Below are 18,094 nucleotides of genomic sequence, written 5' to 3' on the forward strand. Positions count from 1 at the left end.
ATGCCGATAAAAACCAGTATCAAGCGTGCCAGCGGTTGGCTGTACCTCAACTCCCCCAAGGGCCGCAGCCAGTTGCGCGGCGCCGGGGTGATCCTCATGCTGCACCGGGTGCTGGCCGACGACGACAGTGCCGCCCTGCCGCACCGCAATGAACTGTGCGTCGGCCCCCAGGCCTTCGAACGCCTGCTGCGCTGGTTGCAACGCCACTTTGACTGCGTACACTTGATGGACCTGCTCAAGGCCCACGAACACCCGCGCAGCGGCAACCGGCCGAAAGTGGCCCTGACCTTCGACGACGGCTGGCGCGACAACGCCCTCAATGCCTTCCCGCTGCTGCAGCAATACCAGGTGCCGGCGAGCATCTTTTTGTCCACCGACTACATCGGCAGCCGCCAGCGCTTCTGGTGGGAAAGCCTCGGCGAAACCCTGTGGGGCACCCACGGCGAAATCTCCCGCCGGGCGCTGATCGAGCAACTGCGCAAGATCGGCCGGCCGCTGCCGGCGGCCTACTTCATGAACGAGCGCCCACACGCGCGCAGCCAGGCCCTGGGCAAATACCTGCAAAGCCTGAAAAGCCTCAGCCCGATGGCCCTGCATCACCTCACCGACGCCTGCCCGGCTGAATCCCTGCCCCAGGCCCTGGACTGGAACCAGGTACGCCACCTGGAAAACTCCGGGCTGATCAGCTTCGGCCCCCACGGCGCCAGCCACGCGCTGCTGCCGGGCCTGGACGACCAGCGCCTGGAAGAAGAACTGAGCCGCAGCCACTACGCCCTGCAACAGGGCTGCAAACAGCCGCTGCCGGTGTACTGCTACCCCAACGGCGACCACGACGCGCGGGTGCGCGAGCGCCTGGCCGCGCACCGCTACCCCTTTGCCCTGAGCACCCGCGCCGGGATCTGCCAGGGCCATGACGACCCCTTGGCCCTGCCGCGTATCAGTGTCAGCCAGCGCAGCGCCAGCCGCCCTTCGCTGTTGGCCTGGCGCATCAGCCGCGGAGGCCGCCCATGAGCCGCAGCCACTACGTGCGCCACCTGCTGCTGAGCATGGGCACGCGCCTGGCGATGATCGCCCTGCGGCTGATGCGCAACGTGTTGCTGGCGCGCATTCTTGGCCCCAGCGAGCGCGGCCTGTTCGCCCTGCTCAGCACCCTGCCCGACCTGATCAGCGCCGCCACCAGCGGCGGGCTCAACACCGCCGTCGGTTACCAGGCGGCCAAGCAGCGCAGCATGGGCCTGCTGCTCAGCCAGGTGCTGATCTACGGCTGCCTGGTGGCCGGCGCCCTGACCCTGGTCTGCGTGGCCCTGGCCCGGGAGTTCGGCACAGAACTGGAAGTGACCACCCAGCTGGGCCTGCTGGCCTGGCTGTTGCTGCTGGCGGTGCCGCTGACGGTGCTTAAAAGCGGCCTGCTGACCCTGCACAACGCCACCGGCGGCGTCGGCGCCTTCAACGCCCTGCGCCTGACCGAGTCGCTGGTGCCGCTGCTGCTGTTTGTCGGCCTGTTCTGGATGTGGCAGCACGCGGCCCTGGAAGCGGCGCTGATCAGCTGGCTGCTGGGCCTGAGCCTGGTGGTCATGCTCGGTTTGTACTGGCTCGGCCGGCAGCACTCGATCCGCCTGTGCTGGGACCGCAGCGGCCAGCGCGAGCTGCTCTCCTATAGCGCCAAGAGCCACCCGGACTTATTGTTCCAGCAGGTGATTCTGCGCTCCGACTACCTGTTCATCAGCGCCATGCTCGGCAGCGCCGCGCTGGGCCATTACGCCATGGCCAGCGCCGCCGCCGAACTGCTGCTGATCGTCCCTGAGGCGGTGACCACACCGCTGATGAAACGCCTGCTGCAGCAGGACGCCGGCATGGACAAGCTCACCCCGCTGGCCCTGCGCCTGACCGCCACGGTGATGCTCGGCGCCTGCCTGAGCATGGCGCTGATTGGCGAGTGGCTGATCGTCACCCTGTTCGGCGCCGAATACCAGCCGGCCTATCCGGCGCTGCTGGCCTTGCTGCCGGGGCTGTTCGGCCTGTGCTATGCGAGCATCCTGCGCCTCGACCTGCTAGGCAAGAACCGCCCCGGCACGGTATCGCTGATGATGGGCCTGGGCGCAGCGCTGAACCTGCTGCTCAACGTGCTGTTGATCCCCACCTATGGCATCGTCGGCGCTGCGGCGGCCTCATCCATCGCTTACCTGGCGGTGACCCTGGCGATGCTGCTGTTGTACTGCAAACTCAGCGGCGTGCCGTTCTGGCAAACCCTGCTGGTACTGCCCAGCGACCTCGCGCCGCTTCGGCAGATGCTGCAACGGCGGCCGGCATGAAAGCCCTGGCCCTGGTGGTGAGCGGCGTGCTGGTGAGCGCCACGCTACAGGCTGCGCCCCTGCAATGGGGCGACTTGCGCGATGGCAGCCTGTACCTGCAAGCGAGCAAGGCCGACACCGTCACGGTCAGCTGGCAACCGGCCTGGCAGGCCGAGGCCAACCCCGAGCGCATCTTTTTGCTCGACGGCCAGGGCCACTTGCAGGCCGAGCGCGCGATCGAGGCCAATGAAAGCCGAGGCCGGGTGCAATGGCCGCTGGCGGCGAGCGCCAGCGACTACCAGGTGGAAATCCCCGGCTACAGCTTTCGCCGTTACCGCATCGAGCATGCCGACAGCACCCGGGCGCTGTTCGCCCCGGCCAAGGTGCACTTCAGCGCCGAAGTCGGGCCCAATGTCGAGCTGTACTTCAAAGTGCCCGCGGGCGAGAAAGCCACCCTGGCCGGCAAATATCATGGCGGCGTACACAGCCTGCAGGTGCAGCGCCTGGGCGACAGCCAGCAACTGAGCCTGGCGCTCAAGCCCTACCCCGCCTATTGGCAGTTCGATCGCCTGGCGCTGCCGCAGTCGAGTAAAGAGCAGACCTTCCGCCTGCAACTGCAAGGCCGTGGCAAGGTGGCGTTCTGGCTCGACGGCAGCGCCAACCTGTTCGCCCAGCAGCCCGGGCAATTACGCCCGCTACACAACAGCGACGGCAAGGTCGCGCTCAGCCTTGGCCACACCGTACTGGGCCGCACCCCGGACCTGGGCGTCAACCTGCCCTATGTACTGCCGCCGCCATCAAGCTACGCCGTGCTCGATGCCCTGCAACCGCAAGCAGCCGGCTACTACAGCTTCGCCGACCTGCTGGCACGCAAGCCTGGCTATGAAACTGCCTTTCGCAGCTTTTATCAGCAACGCTACAACATCAAACAGGACATCACCCTGCTGGCCGGCACCGGCCGCGAATCGGTACTGGCCGCCGACCGCATCCGCAACGACGGCCTCGACGACTGGCTGAACACCACCCGCACGCTGGGCGGCAACAGCCTGCACTACCTGGCCTTCGCCGACGAACCGAACCTCAACTACAGCGACTACCCCACCTTCAGCCGCTACTTCCAGGCCATGGCCGAGCGCGTACAACGCAGCCCCGGCGCCCGCGAAGCCGGGGTGCGCATCGCCATGCCGGCAAGCTCGCGACTGGTCAACGGCCCGCTGCACAGCGACAGCGAAAAGCGCATCGGCCTTGACTGGGCACAGCGCCTGCTCAAGGAGCACGGTGCGCAGATCGACGCCCTGGCCTGGCACGAATGGATGGTCCGCGACCTGCTGGCCACCCGCAGCTACCGCGACTCGGTGCGCCAGGCCGCCAGGCTGGTCGGCCTCGATGCCCAGGGGCGGCCGAACAAGGCGCTGCTGCTGGACCAGACCAACCTCTCCAGCGGCTCGAGCCTGAGCCCCTACGACCAGGAAACCCACTTCACCGCCCTGTGGTGGGCCTCGGTGGTGATCAACGCCTCCCAGGACGGCCTGCTCGACATGCTCAACTGGTTCCACGTCGCCGACGAGCCCGAATGGCCCAAGGGCATGGTCCGGGTGCTGGGCGAAAACCGTTTTGAACTAAAGCCCGTGGGCCTGGCCCAGCAGTTCATCCAGCAGCACTGGCTCGACCAGGTGCTGGCTCTGGACAACGACGCCTTCGAAGTCGACGCCCTGGCCATGGCCCGTGGCAAGCAGCGCAGCCTGTTGGGGGTGAACAAGGGCGAGCGCCTGCAACAGGTGACCCTTGCCACCGAACAACGCTGCGCTGCAGGCGTCCTGAGCTTTTTCGGCCCCGACAACAGCACACGCCGCGCGCAGTTTGTCTGCGAGCAAGGCCGTATCCATTTTCAATTGCCAGGGCAAACCTTGTTCGCCCTGACCTGGAGCGCGTCATGAGCGCGCACCTCACCTGCCAGAAACAGGAGGCACCATGAGTGCTTTGAGCAAGATCCAGGATCGCATCCAGCGCAAAGGACTGCGTAATACCATCAACGCTGGGGTCAAGCGCTACCTGTTCTACCATTGGCAGCTGCTGTGGATGGAGCGCGACCTGGTCAGCCCCGTGCCGCCGCACAAACTCAAACCCTACCCGCCGCTGCGGGTCGAGCCGATCACCGTGCACAACGTGCGGGCTTTCGCCAAACACTTTGGCGACCGCATCGAGACCATGCGCGAGCTGGCCGCCGAGGGCCACACCGGGCTGATGTTCCTCGATGACGCGGGTGACGTGGTGGCATTCATCTGGGGCAGCCTGCGCCACTACCACGACCGCCACTTCTACGGCTGCTGGTTCCCGGTCGAGCCCGGGCAGTTCTTTGAATTTGGCGGCGAGCTGGCGCGCAAGTACTGGGGCACCGAGCTTTCGGTCGACCTGCAGCTGGAGCTGTGGAAGGCCATGGCCGCCCAGGGCTGCGACACCGTGGTGGACGTGTGCGAAAGCCACAACATCCCGGCGCTCAAGCTGCACCTGCGCATGGGCTATAAGGAACAAGGACGGGTGATGAATGTGTACTGCCTGTTCGGCCGCTGGAAGTTCTACCGCGAAACCCGCTACAGCGAATCGCGCCTGGAGCCCCTGCGCAAACCTGAAGCAAGCCCCGCCCCGGCCACGGTGACCTGAACCCATGAGCCTTGAACTGCAGTGGTACCCGTCGCTGGCGGCGGCGGACTTCCCCGCCGCCGACTACGAGCAACTGCGCCAGCAACTGGCCGACAGCACGCCGTTCAACCACCTGGGCTGGCTGCTGGCGGCCGAAGCGGCACTGACGGCCGGGCAACAACTGCAGGTGCTGGTGGGCCGCGACCAGGGCCGGTTGTGCCTGTGCCTGCCGCTGGTACGCGGCACTGAGCGCTTTGGCCCATTGACGGTGCAGGTGGTGCGGCACCTGGGCTACCCGCTCAGCGACCGCATCGCCCTGCTCTGCGACCTGCCGGCCAAAGCGGCCGCGCAGGTGTTACGGGCGATCCGCAAGCAACTGCCCCATGCCCTGCTGCAACTGGACGAAGTGCCCGACGGCGCGGCGGCCCACAGCCTGCTCAGCCGCTGGGCAAGGCGCAGCTCTACCCATGAGCAGCGCCTGAGCTGCCGAGTGCCGGTGCACCGCATCGTGCCCGAAGACCGTCAGGAAATCAGCGGCGACCCGCGCTACAAACTGCGCCGCGCGCGTAAGCGCATTGCCGCCTGCGGCGCCCAGGTACGCCGGTTGATCCCGGATGCAAACACCATTACGCCACTGCTCGATGCCATCAGCGCCGTCGAAGAGCTCAGCTGGAAAGGCGACGACGAGGTCGGCATCTTCTCTGGCCGCCTGCGCCGCCAATGGATGTACCAGGCCTTCAGCGCCCTGGCGGCCCAGGGCCTGGTGCGCATGGTACTGCTGGAGCTCGATGGCCGCTGCATCAGCTACCGCCTGGGGGTGTTCGAGCGCGGCCGGGTGTACGACTACAACCTGGCCTTCGTGCCCGCCTATGCCGAGCTTGGCAGCGGCCGGGTGCTGCTCGAAGAATGGATTCACTGGGGCCTGGACGACGGCTGGGAGTGGGTCGACGCCTCGCGGGTGAGCCTGCACAACTCCAGCCACCAACTGCACGAACGCATGAGCGGCGCCGTTGAACACCAGCGGCAAAGCTTCTACAGCTGGCGCCCCAGCGGCCTGGCCCTGGGCCTGGCCTTGCGCCTGTGGCAACGCTTCAAGCCACAGTTGCAACGCCTGCGCCAAAAAACCTCGGCCACAGCCGCCGAGCCCGACTCGCCACAGGAGAACCCGGATGCCCTCACAGGTCATAGTCAACGCTGATGACTTCGGCCTCAGCGCCCACACCAACGCGGTCATCCTGCATGCCTTCCAGGCCGGGCTGATCAGCTCGGCCACGGCCATGGCCAATATGCCGGCCTTCAGCGCCGCCTGCAGCCTGGCGCAACTGCCGGCCTTGCGCGGGCGTATCGGCCTGCACTTCAACCTCACCTACGGCCGGCCGCTGAGCCAAGCCATTCGCCAGCAGCCACGCTTCTGCGCGCCCAACGGCGAATTCGACCTGCGCCTGAAACAACGCACCCTGCGCCTGAGCCGCGCCGAGCGCGAGGCAGTCGAGCAGGAACTGCAGGCGCAGTGGCAACACTGCCTGAACCAGGGCCTGATGCCCAGCCACCTGGACTCGCACCAGCATGTGCACAACATCTGGCCGATCGGCGTGATTGTCGCCCGCTTTGCGGCACGTGAAGGCGTTGCGGTGCGGCTGGCGCGCAACCTCGGGCACAACATCGGGCCGCTGAAGCGGGTGTTCAAAACGTTGCTTAATCGGCGCTTGAAGCAGTTGGCGGGGGCGACGGCGGATTATGTATGTACGCCGGCGGATTTGCGCGCGGGGTTGGCGCCGGCGAGTGGGTTGCTGGAGGTGGTGGCGCACCCGAGTGCGTTGGGGGGGCATGATTTTGGCGATGCGTATTTGGAGAGTGGGGAGTCGTTGAAGGCGTTGGTGGAGTTAAGGTTGGTTGGCATACCAAAAGTTGGATACCAAGTATTGTGTTCCAATGACAAAGTTACCGACTTGCAATAGTGAAGGCTGATCACCCGTCAGAGTTATGATGAGTGATCAGTCTTGTCTATAAAAATATTTACCTTTAAGAATTTAGCACTGATAACGCTCTGTCATCAAAGGATTCCTTTCCTTCGATGAGTTGGGACTCTACAAAACCTTGGTTCCCGAGAGACTACAGTAGGATTTTCTGGGGTTTCGTACAGAGCCTAGGCCGCCGACTACACATGCAGCAGTTACGTCAACAAACCGCCACCGAAATCTACCGCCTCATCAATAGTAACTTCTACGCGTTCCACCGGGGCAGCCGGGACCCAGCTTGCACGTTCCACTGCGCTAGCAGAAGCCTGTTCCGGAAACTTTACTGGACGGTAGCCAAAATATCGACTTTTAGAACCTTCAAACTCACTAAACTTTACCACACCCATGCCCTCAGTTTTTATTTTAAGAATATAAGCATCCTTCCCTTCTCTACTTCCCGCAGCCTTGAGTGCAGCAACCACCTCATTCATCTCAAAGTTAGCGCGCACGGTGCCGAGAAAGCCTTTAACGGGCTTGCCCGTCATCTTATGAATTTGTTCTGCAAGCGAAGGAAAGCCTAACTCCGCGTTGGCTGAGTTGCACACGAGCAAACGGATACTCTTATATTTTTGTAAATCTATACCATGGTGCTTCACATTACTGATCAGACTATAGGCACCCCAATAGTCATCCCCAACTTTCATAGTGGCTGAGGTATCCCCAGGCCGCATCACTCCGTGAGCCTGAATGGTCAGGCGTTTACCGCCCTTATGAATATCCTCCAAGTAATGTAAATCATCGCTAAATCTATGAATATAGTTTTGCACTTTAGAGCCTGAAGCCTCCAATGTTGCTTTTTCCCCCATCACCACGCTTATCCATTTTTTTGAAGACAACGCCGCCACTTTTGCCCCGGTCATGGCCACTGCCCCGCTCAAGATCCCCGACGCCATCCCGGCCCGGCCCAGCCACGCAGACAGTTCCGGATCACTTTCCGCTGTCGCTGCCGAGGCGATATCAAAGGCGGCCGACACCGCCGCCAGCCCTACTACAGCCAGCGTCCAGCCTATCGATGCGCCGCCCGTGAACGGCGCCAAGGCAACACCAATACCGGCAAACAATGCGGTCCTGAAGACTGGGTTGTACGTTAGCGGCATATGGGTATAGGAGCTGGACTGGTGGGTGACGGTGACGTGTCCACTGGGGTCATGGCGGTTGACCGGGTCATTCGAGCAGTAACTGTATGGGTTGGTGCCGCCGATACCAAACGGGCTTTCACTGTCAGGCTTGGTAAACTGCTGAAACTCTGGATCATAAACCCGGTAACTGTGCCCCAGGTGATACACCTGATTGCCGGTGTCTAGCACCTCGCCATTAAAGCCCAGCCAGTGGTCGTCGTCGTCAGCACTGGCGCGATAGCCAAAGGGAGTATAAGAAAAGAACGTCGGGGACTTACTTGCATGATCAAGTGTGGCGATCAAGCTGCCATTAGCGTCGCACAGTTCGAAACTGAAGGCCGCGTCCGCATTGCCAACCTGGGTCGATTGCAACACCGCGCCCTTGCCGAGCGTGAGCAGGCGCGTGGTCCGCTGAGTGTTGGCATCCCCGGTCAAGTAAACTCGCCCGGTAATACGTTCACCACAGTATTCATACTTGATGGTGCGCTGGTCTTTTTTCCCCAGTAAGCGGCCGTCGGTTGCGTACACAAAGCAATCTTTGCCACCCTCATGCGCAATACTGTTAACCCTGCCGGCCACATCGTAATCGTAACTGTGGCCGTTGCGACTGTTCAAGCGTCCTTCACTATCGTATTCAAGCTTGATTTCGTCAATGTTCTCGTCGCTATTGGCCACGGAGAGCAGGCGAGTTTTATCGTTAGTGTCATAGGTATACGTGCTGGTGTTGCTCCCTGCATCTGTATTGCTGACACACGTGAGCATGTTACCCAAGGTATCGTAGGTAAAGTCCTGTTGCTTGAGCAACGCCCCCCAAGGCGTTACAGGTCGCTCCTGACCCGAGCAGGTGTATTTCAACAACTGGCCTTTTGTTGTGTAGCTAAAGCTTTCCTTGCGCAAGGAACTGTTATTCTGTTTCAGCTCCGATGCCGTTACCCGACCACCTTCATCATATTCGCGCGTGAGGCTGATAGTGGGAAAACCAGCACAGGTAAAGGTACGTTCTATTTCCCGCCCCATTTTATCGTGGGCAAACGTGGTGCTAAGGCAGGTATCGGTGCTGGAACGGGTTACCTCTTCACCTACCAGTACATCGCCTCGATGATAGTAATGGGTTTTCGCACCAAGGGCCTTGTTATCTGCCAATCGCAGCGACTGCGTGCAGCGCCCGCCGCTGTAGGAATACCGGGTTTCACCACCTGCGGCGTCAGTCTCTTCATGCACCAGGCCGCCCAGTGTGTGTTTCACCTTCGAGCTCCAACTATGCTCTTCGCCAGACTGGGTCGTCTCAATAACCCCTAGGTTAAATTTTTCGTTGAATGACCAACTGCCAAAATCACTGAGCCTGGTCCCCAATTCTGTGGGTGTGGTAAACGCCCCGACGCCCCAGCGATCACCTTTTTGATAGCGGTATTTCACCTCGCGCCCACCAATGTTGGTACTGATGATCCGCCCCAGCCGATCCAGGGACAGGCGCCCAACTTCATAAACGTTTGATTCGCCTACCTTCTGAATTTTCGTCTTGCTGACAATGTCCGCCAGCACATGCGCGGGACGTTCGGTAATCGTGTTGACCCCATCACAGGTCGTCTGCGTCACCCGGCCAAAATCATCATATTGGTAGCTGATCTCGGGCTGGCCCGTGCTACTGGCGGTGCTGACCCTGCCCCATGCATCGTAGCTGTAGGTATTGGTATGTAACACCGTACCATCACTGCCCTGCAGTTGCACACTGGCAACCGCACCGTCGAGGTTATACTGGGTAATTGTTTTCGCGTACTTCAGCGTTTCATCTACCGGCGGATTGGTAGTGCTGGAACTGCGTTTTATCTCTGTCCACTCTTGCAACTGACGGGTGTCTTTGTCATAACGGTAGTGTTTGCGTTCCTTGACCGGAACTCCGTCAAAGTTTTGCATAGCATATTCTACGATCTGCGTATCACCCTCGCTGCTGTAGCTGACAATCACTGTAGAAATGGGCTTATCATCGAAGCTGTAATCCTCACTCGTCGACTTCGCCAGCCGTCCATCCTTGGCGTATTCACTATCTGACGATTTCAGCCACTCCCCTTTGCCACCCATAATGAAGGTGTTTACTTCGCGGCCCAGCGCGTCGACACCAATCGCCATCCTGCGACCTTCAGCGGGGGTAATGTAATAGAAGCTATCACCGGCGGTAGGGTACTCATAGGTCGTCGTCTTTTCCTCGCTTTTATCCGTTGCCTTGTAAGCAACAGAAATCAACCGGCGCTGTGCATCATAAGCATAGGCAGTATACCCGTCCGGCCCCGCACTTGAAATTAACTGACCGGTATAAATTGATGTGCATATTTTACTATTTGCCGATGTCGAAGCATCCTTGCCAGGATAACTCGTGCTCCGCTCAACATTGTCACCTACTACTTTGTAAGAAAAATTCAGGTGCTGTGCAGAGTCGGCCACCACCTTACCTTTATTGTCCAAGATCGCCGACATCGTCGACTTTACCTGACCATGAAAGGGGTCATTGATATCATTAACATAACGGGTCTCCTCCAACGTCATCGAATTGGCTTTATAGCTCTTGAGCTTGGCTTCCAGTGTTTGCTTAAACGCCGGCAAGAAACCCTCAATGGTTTGCTTGACAATTTCCTCTTTGAATCCCGCTGCTTTTTGCGCGGCACTGAGTTGTTCAAGCAGTTTTTTACCATCGACGCCGGTCGCTTCGAGAATTTCTGCATGGGTGATTTTTTTCGCTATTTCCGAGTAATCATCTTGCCCACAGTCGGCATTGTAGACCACCAACTTTTGTGAAGGCTTTATTGCCCAATCGACATCGGCAACATTGTATTTTGGCCCTTTCAGCTTTAGTTTGGTGTATCCATAGAATGTAAGGCTCAGGTCCACAACCTTACCCCCTACCCACTTGTACACCCGCTCGGACTCAAGGTGTGAGTTATGGTAGTTGGGGTCAAGTGGGCAGCTCAAGTTGGCGGCTGATGGCAAATTGAAGCGCTTCGAGGCACTGGGTGCAGGGTAAGGGGTTGTGGCGACGACGCGATCGACTCGCGTACCGTGCCACACACCTTTCTTATCTTGGGAGGTGCGTTCTGTCATCCAGTTAGTGTAGTGCAACGGAGGCATCAGATAGGTCATCCAGGCAAAGAGCGACTGGTCGGTGATCTTGATCTGGTTCTTTGCCTCCACTGACAGCGCACGGGTTTTGTAGTAAGTCCACTGCATGGCGATGCCATTGTTTGATTTGTAAGTAATATTACCTTCAAGGTCCATAATCCAGCAGGTGGTATTCTGTTCATTGGCAGGTGCATTTGGCTTGGATATTTTGGTGTATCCCAGAAAACAATCCCACTCTTTTACCGGAATGACATCTTGCACAATCTCCGTTACTTCACCCCCTTCGGTTATCGTTTCCTTGAAGACTCGACCTTCCAAATTAAAACACTTAACCGTCGTGCTTTCTTTATCGCCAGCCACGAACTCAGCGGTAATTGTTTTGTAGTTGGGTAGCAAGGGCATGGAGCCGTAACTGTAAGAAGTCACTTGGTTCGCTATTAAGTCGCCAGCAAACGAACATGAGTACTTTGATACCTTGCTCTTGCTACCGTCTGCAATCGCTTCAACACTTTCAGTGTGTGTGTCAGCGCTGATACTTAGAGACCTTAAGGGGTAAGCACTTTTTATCGTTACTTTTCTTCCGTTGTACGTCTTTTTTTTCGTGCTGGCGTCTTCTACCTCTGTCGCATCATACACCACACCCGTAAATTTAAATTTCCGCAAGCGGTTAGCGGCATAGGGATAGAGGGTATCGCGGGTATCGAGCGCGGTGGTTTTCATCACCACCGACCTACTCACGTCTTTCCCCGTATAAATTTTACACTTAATAGCTTCCTCAGCCACTTCTTGCTCAAACAGTAAACACTCCCCGTCATCCTCTATGCTTTTAATAATCCAACCTGCCGCTGAGTCCCCAGCCCAATTAATGGAGACAGAACGCCCTTCTACTGTAGTGATTTTTTTTGCAGCGCAGTACACAACTTTCAGGGATCCTGCACCCATAACTCCAACAGACCCAATGCTACCAAGCACCTCAATACGCCCGTCCTTGGAGAACACCCAAATCTCGTTATCTTTTGAAATAATTCTATAATTAGGTAAAACAACACTCTCTCCGTAATTTAAGCTAATCCGCTCCCCTGTACTTAAGTACAGCCACACCGCTCCGTATGCTATAGAATCAATTGTTCCGTCGAATCTATAAATATAATGCGCCCACGAAACCCCCGGCCCCCATGTCCCCTCCGCCGCCGAATACCGATAACACACCTCCACTTCCGGCCCACACCCGGCATTGCCCACCAGCGTGGCAATTGGAATGGTGGCGCCATAGCCACCGGAATTTTCATCTACCTGGATATATTTTTGCAGTTGTTCGCTCATGGTAGTGCTCCACAATTGGCAATAACGCTGAAGAGACAGAATCAGTGGCTACGGAGAAATAGTAGGCGGGTGATCCACGATCACCCCAAGCATAGTAAGAGACCTCGCCTGGAAACGCCCAGGACTCCAGCCCGTGTCGCCGTTAACGGAGTCCATGGGAATTATTTGCCGTACGCTATTCTTTCTGCCAGATGCCGCCCCATTCATAGCCAACAAGAAATGATTCTTGGGCGTGTAGATTCGCCATTACCAAAGCCCCTGTAAGAGCCCCACCTGAAATATTGAATGCACCAGCACAGCCAAGTTTTTGGTCAGACCCAAAATAATCCTGCACAAACAAAGCCAGACTAGCTGGCTCCCCGTAATCCATCCGCACATTCCCTTTACAGCCAAGGGTTTCCCCTTTAAAAGTTACCTCCCCTGAGACGTCCGACCCGGATACTCCATTCAAATCCTCTACCTTGCTTATCTCAATTACTACATCTTCGATGGCATTTTTATACCGACCAATCACAGTTTCAATAGCCATAATGACACCTCAAATTTAATTAAACACCCAGCGCCGCCATTTCACTTTATGCCACGCAAAAAATCTAAAGTTTTTTTCCACTCCGAACAACTAGCAAAAATAACAGTGTTCATACGTACAGTATTTTCAAGCAAATAAGCGTTGTACAAGAATCTAGACAACCGCCATCACAGCACCGGAGTACTGATAGGCGGTGGAGTCCCTGTCCGTTGCAGAAAGAGACCATCATGGTTAAAGGCTACGAAACTCCTGATTTAGCCGGCAGTTGGGTGCCATAGGAGAAGCCTCAACATTTATTCATCGCTGTGGATTCAACTCCATCCAACACCGCATCAATCAACGCCACCGCCATCTCCACCGAATGCTGCGTCGACCACACAAGGCCCTTCCCCGCCTCACTGCTGTACTGCACCGCTTCAGCAATGGTCGAGCTGGCACAGCGCAAATACAGCAACGCATGCACCAGCGCATCTTCGGCACTCACGCCGGCGCGTACGCAAAACAGAGGGGGGGTGTTCAGGGCAGCTTTTGACCGGCTTCTCGACGGTCTCAACGTACTGCATTTTTGAAGTGCTTGAATTGCGGTTATCCATGGTGAGTTCCTTACCGGCACCATGAGTGTTGTTCGGATCGCCAAACCCGACCACCGAGCCTCCGGCAGTTGATCGAGCCTAGTGGGCAAGCCTTGCCCAGGCAATCGGCCACAAGCGATAGGCGTTGCAGGAATGCTCCTAGGACTTGATGCCCTGCAATAACTACCACCCGCCCCCCCCCCTCCCCCATCGTCTCCTGTCGGCCTTTACCCCCACAGGACCACCACCATGACCCCACCCAACCCACCCATCCCCCACCACACCTTCATCCAGCAAAACCTCCCCACCTGGACCCAGCACACCACCGCCGACCACTGGCAACGCCTGCGCCAAGCCCAGCAACCAGCCCAGGGCCACGCCGGCCTTGAGGCCGACTGGTTCGCCAATGCCGCCCCCGACCTGCGCGAGGCGGTGCTGGCCGCCCAAGCGCGCAGCCGGGCCTCGACAGCGGCACTGGCCAATAAACTGCGTGGCCTGCAAGGCCTGACGCGCTTTGCCGAGCCGCTGCTCGCCGAGCGCCTGCAGGCCGACTTCGGCGTACTGCTTGAGGTCAGCAAGGCGCAATGGGTGGATTACGAAGAGGTGCTGTTTTCACCCCGCCAGCCACCCAAGGCCGTGGCCAAGGCGCCGATCAGCCTGCTCCAGGCCGCCCTGCATAATTTTTATGCCGATCAGGGCTTTCTTTCGCCGAGCTACTTGCGCACCGACGCCGGGAGCACGCTGGCGATTTCAGTACAAGCCTTCGCCGCCTCCTGCCGTGCCCTGGACCTGGGCCAGCGCTATCAGGCGCATTTACTCAGCCAGTACAGCGCGCCCTTGGTCGCCCAGCTGTGGATCAGTGCCACCCAGGACCGCTTGCGTGCCGCCGTGCAGTTGGCACGCCTGCGCCGGCATGTTCGCGGCATAACCCAGGACCGCTTGCTGGACCTGTTGGACGGCAACGCCCAGTCGATGCCGGTGCAGCAGGTGAGCCTGTTCGCCATCGCCTTGCGTGAAGTGTTGCTGTTCTATCCGCAAGGCCTGGGTGATGATCAACCCGTAGTGCTGTGGCTACCCGCAGCGGCGGACGGCGAGCTGGTTGAATATGCATCGCTGGCCGAGTGCACGGCGGCCTTGCTAACGCGCTTGTGCAAGGCTGACTTCCGGCAGTTCTTCGCCCGCTTTGTCAGCATCGCGCAACAAGCGCACTTTTTCAGCGTGCTCAAGCGCAACCTCGATGGCGGCGACGCCAAGGCGGACCAAGACTGGCTGCTGCAAACTGGCGCCGACCTGCACCTGAGCACCGCCAAGCTGCCCAGCCCGCCCTTTCGCCTGCTGTTCGAGCAGCACCTGCAACAGGCCCTGGACGATGCCCGTTTGCTGGCAGTGCCGAGCGCCGATGCCGATGCCGCGCGGCATGCGCAAATCAAGGCGTTCTGGGAAAGCAGCGCGCTGAACTTTCTCAATGCCGCGGCGTTTTTCGTCCCCGGCCTGGGCGAGGTGATGATGGCCGTGGTCGCCTATCAACTGGTCGAGGAAGTGGTTGAAGGCGTGCAGGCCTGGCAGGTCGGCGATATCGATGCGGCCATGGAGCATATGGAATCGGTAGCGTTGAACGTGGCCTTTATCGGCGGCCTGGCCGTGGCCGGCAAGGCGGCGGCGCAATTGTCGAAGCTGGCCGAGGTGCGCCTGGCCGATGGCCGGGTGCGTTTGTGGCAGCCAGACCTGGCCCCTTACCGTAGCGCCGTCGAGCTGCCCGCTGAACTGAGCGCCAATGACCTGGGCCAGTACCTGCAAGGCGACAAGACCTACGTGCGGATCGACGGCCACCTGCACGAGCAACGCTTCGATCCGGCGGTGAAGCGGTGGCGCCTTGTTCACCCCAGCGATCCCGGCGCCTATGAACCCGAGCTGGAGTATAACAGTCATGGCGCCTGGCGCTCGGTTCACGAACGGCCGCTGAACTGGTCGGCCGGGCAACTGCTGCGCCGCCTCGGGCCGCTCAGCGAGGGCTTGGGCGATGCCGAGCTGCTGGCGGCGCTGGAGCTCAGCGGCACGGCCGAGGCGCAACTGCGCCAGGCGCTGGTGAGCAACGCGCCACCGCCGCCGCTGCTCGCCGACACCCTGGCTCGCCTGCAGGCCGCGCGCCGGGCCGGCAGCCGCGCGCAGTTCGAGCAGAGCTACAAGGCGCAGCCGCCTGCAGCGGCGAGCGCCGAGCTGCCGCTGGTTCGCGCCCTGCAAGGCTTGTACAGCCCGGTGCTGGCCAGTGCCGACAGTGATCGCCTGCTGCTGGCCTGTGTGCAGCGCCTGCCCAACTGGCCTGTGGACCTGTCCCTGGAGCTGCACGCCGGCAGTGCCGATGGCCCGCTGCTGGAACGGATTGGCCTGCGCTCGGCGCCCCGGCGCACGGTGGTGGTAAAGACCCTGGACGGTTACCAGGCGCAGCCCGGGCCATCGGTCGACGACCTGTTCGAGGCAGCGTTCAACAGCCTGGACAGCGACGCCCGTGAGGTGCTGGCCGTGCCCGACAGCACTGCATTAAAGAACAAGGTGCGCAGCCTGGCCTTGCAGCACCGCGACCAGCTCAGCCAGTGGCTGTGGTCGTACCGGCGCTTTGCCTGGCCTGAAACCGGTGGCTTGCGCGGCGGCAGTGGCCGTGGCTACCCGCAGGGCAGCCATGCCCTGGCCTCGCTGGTGGCGCGCTACCGCAGGCTGTATCCGGCACTGACCGACGCCCAGGCGCAAAGGGCGCTGGACAGCTGGGCCGGGGTCAACCTCAATGCCGCCGAGCAGCTCGGCCACCTGGAGCAACAGTTCGCCGGCCTGCAGCGCGACCTGGCGCACTGGTCCGCCGCCAACGAGGCGCGCCAGACCCTGCGCGACGAGCTGATCAGCGTCTGGCAGCAGGAACGCTATCGGCAATTGCCCGATGGCTCGCGGGTGTTCCAGCTGAACATGGACGAAACCGGGCTGAACACCGACGACCTGCGCAGTTTCCCGGCCATCCAGGCGTCGTTCGCCCATGTGCGCGAACTGTCGCTGGACGACAACCCGCTGGACGCGCTGCCAAGGGCCTTCAGCCGGCACTTCCCCAACCTGCAGCGCCTGTCATTGAGCAGTACCCAGCTGAGCAGCGTACCCAGTGGCCTGGGCCCGCAACTGCGGGTCATGGACCTGTCGGACAGCGCGCTGGTGTGGACCCCCGATGATCAGGCCGCCCTGCAGCAATACCGCAACCTGGAAGAGTTGCAACTGTCGGCCACCCCCCTGGAGACACCGCCGGACCTCAGTGGCCTGACGCGGCTGCGCATGCTTGACTTGTCGCACACGCAAATCAGCGCGCTGCCACCCGGCCTGCCAGGCTTGCAACAGGCGCAGCTGATCGACCTCAGCGATAACCTGCTGCAGCGCCTGCCGGTCGGTTTCGTGCTGCCCGAGCCCATCGCGCGGGCCCTGCGCCTGGAGAACAACCCCTTCGACGCGGTGACCCTGGAGCGTATCGAGCAGTACTTTACTACCCATCACGTCGACCTGATGGTCGCCGATGTCAACTACGACGGCCTGTTGTTCACCGCCAGCGACGAGCAACTGGCGCTGTGGCAGCGCCTGCAGGTGCATGCCCCGCGCCCGTTCCTGCGCCACCTGCGCGGGCTATACACGCGCCTGGATTACCAGTCCGCCCCCCACGCCACCTTGCGCCGCTGGTGGCGGGTACTAAGCTGGCTCGAACACGCCCCGGCCAATCAGACATTGATGGTGCCTGAGGTCGCCCGCAACCTGCTGGTTCTCGAGCCCCAGGCGCAAAGCACCTTCGCCCTGGCGGCGCCGAGCCCGGCCTTACGGGCCGAACGGCTGCTGCGCCAGGTGCTTGAGCGCGTGCGTTTGCAGGCGGTGCAGAGCGCCGCCGAACAAACCAGTGCGGCGTTGATTCTGGGTGATGCCGCAGCAGCGGTGAACCGCGAGCCGATTCAGCAAGCGTTTTTCTTTTGGTTCTTGCAACAACTGGGCGAAGACCTGACCCTGGTCATGGCACCTACGCCCCTGGCTGGCGAGCCGCTGTCCACCGAGTTGATCGAACCCTATCTGCAGCACCAACCAGGCACCTGGCTGGAACCGTTGCGCGAGCACATCGAACAGCTCAACCCGGGTACCGAGGCGGGCCTGAACGCGATTTTGCAACGCTACCAGGGCACGCGACTTTTCGTTCATGCCGATTGGGTCGCCCTGCTGCGCCAACGCTTTGCCGCGCAGTTCATCGAGCTGGAAAGCCAGTACGCACGCACCCTGGAACTGGCCGAGGGAATGATTGAAGATCCGCAGCACCTGCAGGTGTATCGCCAGGACCTCGAGCAGCAGTTTTTGCAGCGCCTCGATGCCCTGGTGCGGCGCCTGACCCGCAATATCGAGGTCGAACCCCACGAAGAGTAATAACTACCACCCGCTGACAGGCGTGCGGGAGCTTGCTGACGGCTTCATGCCACAGGAGCCTCCC

General features: G+C 60.3%; 10 protein-coding genes. 7 read left to right on the forward strand and 3 right to left on the reverse strand.

The genetic code is table 11. From position 1 onward, the window contains the following. The 6 genes from BLR26_RS17725 to BLR26_RS17750 are packed head-to-tail and all read left to right on the forward strand — an operon-like array spanning position 1 to position 6,889. The gene (locus tag BLR26_RS17725; RefSeq protein ID WP_093383300.1) at positions 1-1,011 is read left to right on the forward strand and encodes a polysaccharide deacetylase family protein; all 1,011 of its coding nucleotides are present in this window, start codon (positions 1-3) and stop codon (positions 1,009-1,011) included. Further along, positions 1,008-2,312, forward strand: coding sequence for an oligosaccharide flippase family protein (locus BLR26_RS17730; protein ID WP_045198756.1), 1,305 nt, complete (start codon positions 1,008-1,010; stop codon positions 2,310-2,312). The genes BLR26_RS17725 and BLR26_RS17730 overlap by 4 nt, the downstream gene beginning before the upstream one ends. After that, complete coding sequence (locus BLR26_RS17735) at positions 2,309-4,228, forward strand: hypothetical protein (RefSeq protein ID WP_093383303.1); 1,920 nt, start codon at positions 2,309-2,311, stop codon at positions 4,226-4,228. Before BLR26_RS17730 ends, BLR26_RS17735 begins: the two co-directional genes overlap by 4 nt. Before the next feature lie 34 nt (positions 4,229-4,262). Beyond that, positions 4,263-4,952 carry an N-acetyltransferase gene (locus BLR26_RS17740; RefSeq protein ID WP_093383306.1) on the forward strand — a complete coding sequence of 230 codons (690 nt, stop codon included), beginning with the start codon at positions 4,263-4,265 and terminating at the stop codon, positions 4,950-4,952. Positions 4,953-4,956: 4 nt separating this feature from the next. Further along, on the forward strand, positions 4,957-6,129 hold the full coding sequence (locus tag BLR26_RS17745; RefSeq protein WP_093383309.1) for a GNAT family N-acetyltransferase: 1,173 nt from the start codon (positions 4,957-4,959) through the stop codon (positions 6,127-6,129). Continuing rightward, positions 6,101-6,889 carry a carbohydrate deacetylase gene (locus BLR26_RS17750; protein WP_093387564.1) on the forward strand — a complete coding sequence of 263 codons (789 nt, stop codon included), beginning with the start codon at positions 6,101-6,103 and terminating at the stop codon, positions 6,887-6,889. The genes BLR26_RS17745 and BLR26_RS17750 overlap by 29 nt, the downstream gene beginning before the upstream one ends. A 215-nt stretch (positions 6,890-7,104) precedes the next feature. Here the strand turns inward: BLR26_RS17750 and BLR26_RS17755 are convergent, their stop codons facing one another. The 3 genes from BLR26_RS17755 to BLR26_RS27190 form a co-directional block, all read right to left on the reverse strand. After that, the gene (locus tag BLR26_RS17755) at positions 7,105-12,501 is read right to left on the reverse strand and encodes an RHS repeat domain-containing protein (protein ID WP_093383311.1); all 5,397 of its coding nucleotides are present in this window, start codon (positions 12,499-12,501) and stop codon (positions 7,105-7,107) included. Positions 12,502-12,676: 175 nt separating this feature from the next. Further along, positions 12,677-13,030 (reverse strand): hypothetical protein, encoded by a 354-nt coding sequence (locus BLR26_RS27185; protein WP_143013289.1) that lies wholly within the window; start codon positions 13,028-13,030, stop codon positions 12,677-12,679. A 286-nt stretch (positions 13,031-13,316) separates the two neighbouring features. Continuing rightward, complete coding sequence (locus BLR26_RS27190) at positions 13,317-13,514, reverse strand: hypothetical protein (protein WP_143013290.1); 198 nt, start codon at positions 13,512-13,514, stop codon at positions 13,317-13,319. A 337-nt stretch (positions 13,515-13,851) separates the two neighbouring features. On the opposite strand from BLR26_RS27190, the gene BLR26_RS17760 reads away from it, so the two are divergent. Beyond that, positions 13,852-18,030 (forward strand): dermonecrotic toxin domain-containing protein, encoded by a 4,179-nt coding sequence (locus BLR26_RS17760; protein ID WP_093383313.1) that lies wholly within the window; start codon positions 13,852-13,854, stop codon positions 18,028-18,030. Positions 18,031-18,094: the final 64 nt, after the last annotated feature.

The sequence above is a fragment of the Pseudomonas sp. UC 17F4 genome, assembly GCF_900101695.1.
Taxonomy (GTDB): Bacteria; Pseudomonadota; Gammaproteobacteria; order Pseudomonadales; family Pseudomonadaceae; genus Aquipseudomonas.

Coding starts and splice junctions, on each gene's coding strand:
- BLR26_RS17725 (WP_093383300.1), top strand. CDS start 1: ATGCCGATAAAAACCAGTATCAAGCGTGCCAGCGGTTGGCTGTACCTC.
- BLR26_RS17730 (WP_045198756.1), top strand. CDS start 1,008: ATGAGCCGCAGCCACTACGTGCGCCACCTGCTGCTGAGCATGGGCACG.
- BLR26_RS17735 (WP_093383303.1), top strand. CDS start 2,309: ATGAAAGCCCTGGCCCTGGTGGTGAGCGGCGTGCTGGTGAGCGCCACG.
- BLR26_RS17740 (WP_093383306.1), top strand. CDS start 4,263: ATGAGTGCTTTGAGCAAGATCCAGGATCGCATCCAGCGCAAAGGACTG.
- BLR26_RS17745 (WP_093383309.1), top strand. CDS start 4,957: ATGAGCCTTGAACTGCAGTGGTACCCGTCGCTGGCGGCGGCGGACTTC.
- BLR26_RS17750 (WP_093387564.1), top strand. CDS start 6,101: ATGCCCTCACAGGTCATAGTCAACGCTGATGACTTCGGCCTCAGCGCC.
- BLR26_RS17755 (WP_093383311.1), bottom strand. CDS start 12,501: ATGAGCGAACAACTGCAAAAATATATCCAGGTAGATGAAAATTCCGGT.
- BLR26_RS27185 (WP_143013289.1), bottom strand. CDS start 13,030: ATGGCTATTGAAACTGTGATTGGTCGGTATAAAAATGCCATCGAAGAT.
- BLR26_RS17760 (WP_093383313.1), top strand. CDS start 13,852: ATGACCCCACCCAACCCACCCATCCCCCACCACACCTTCATCCAGCAA.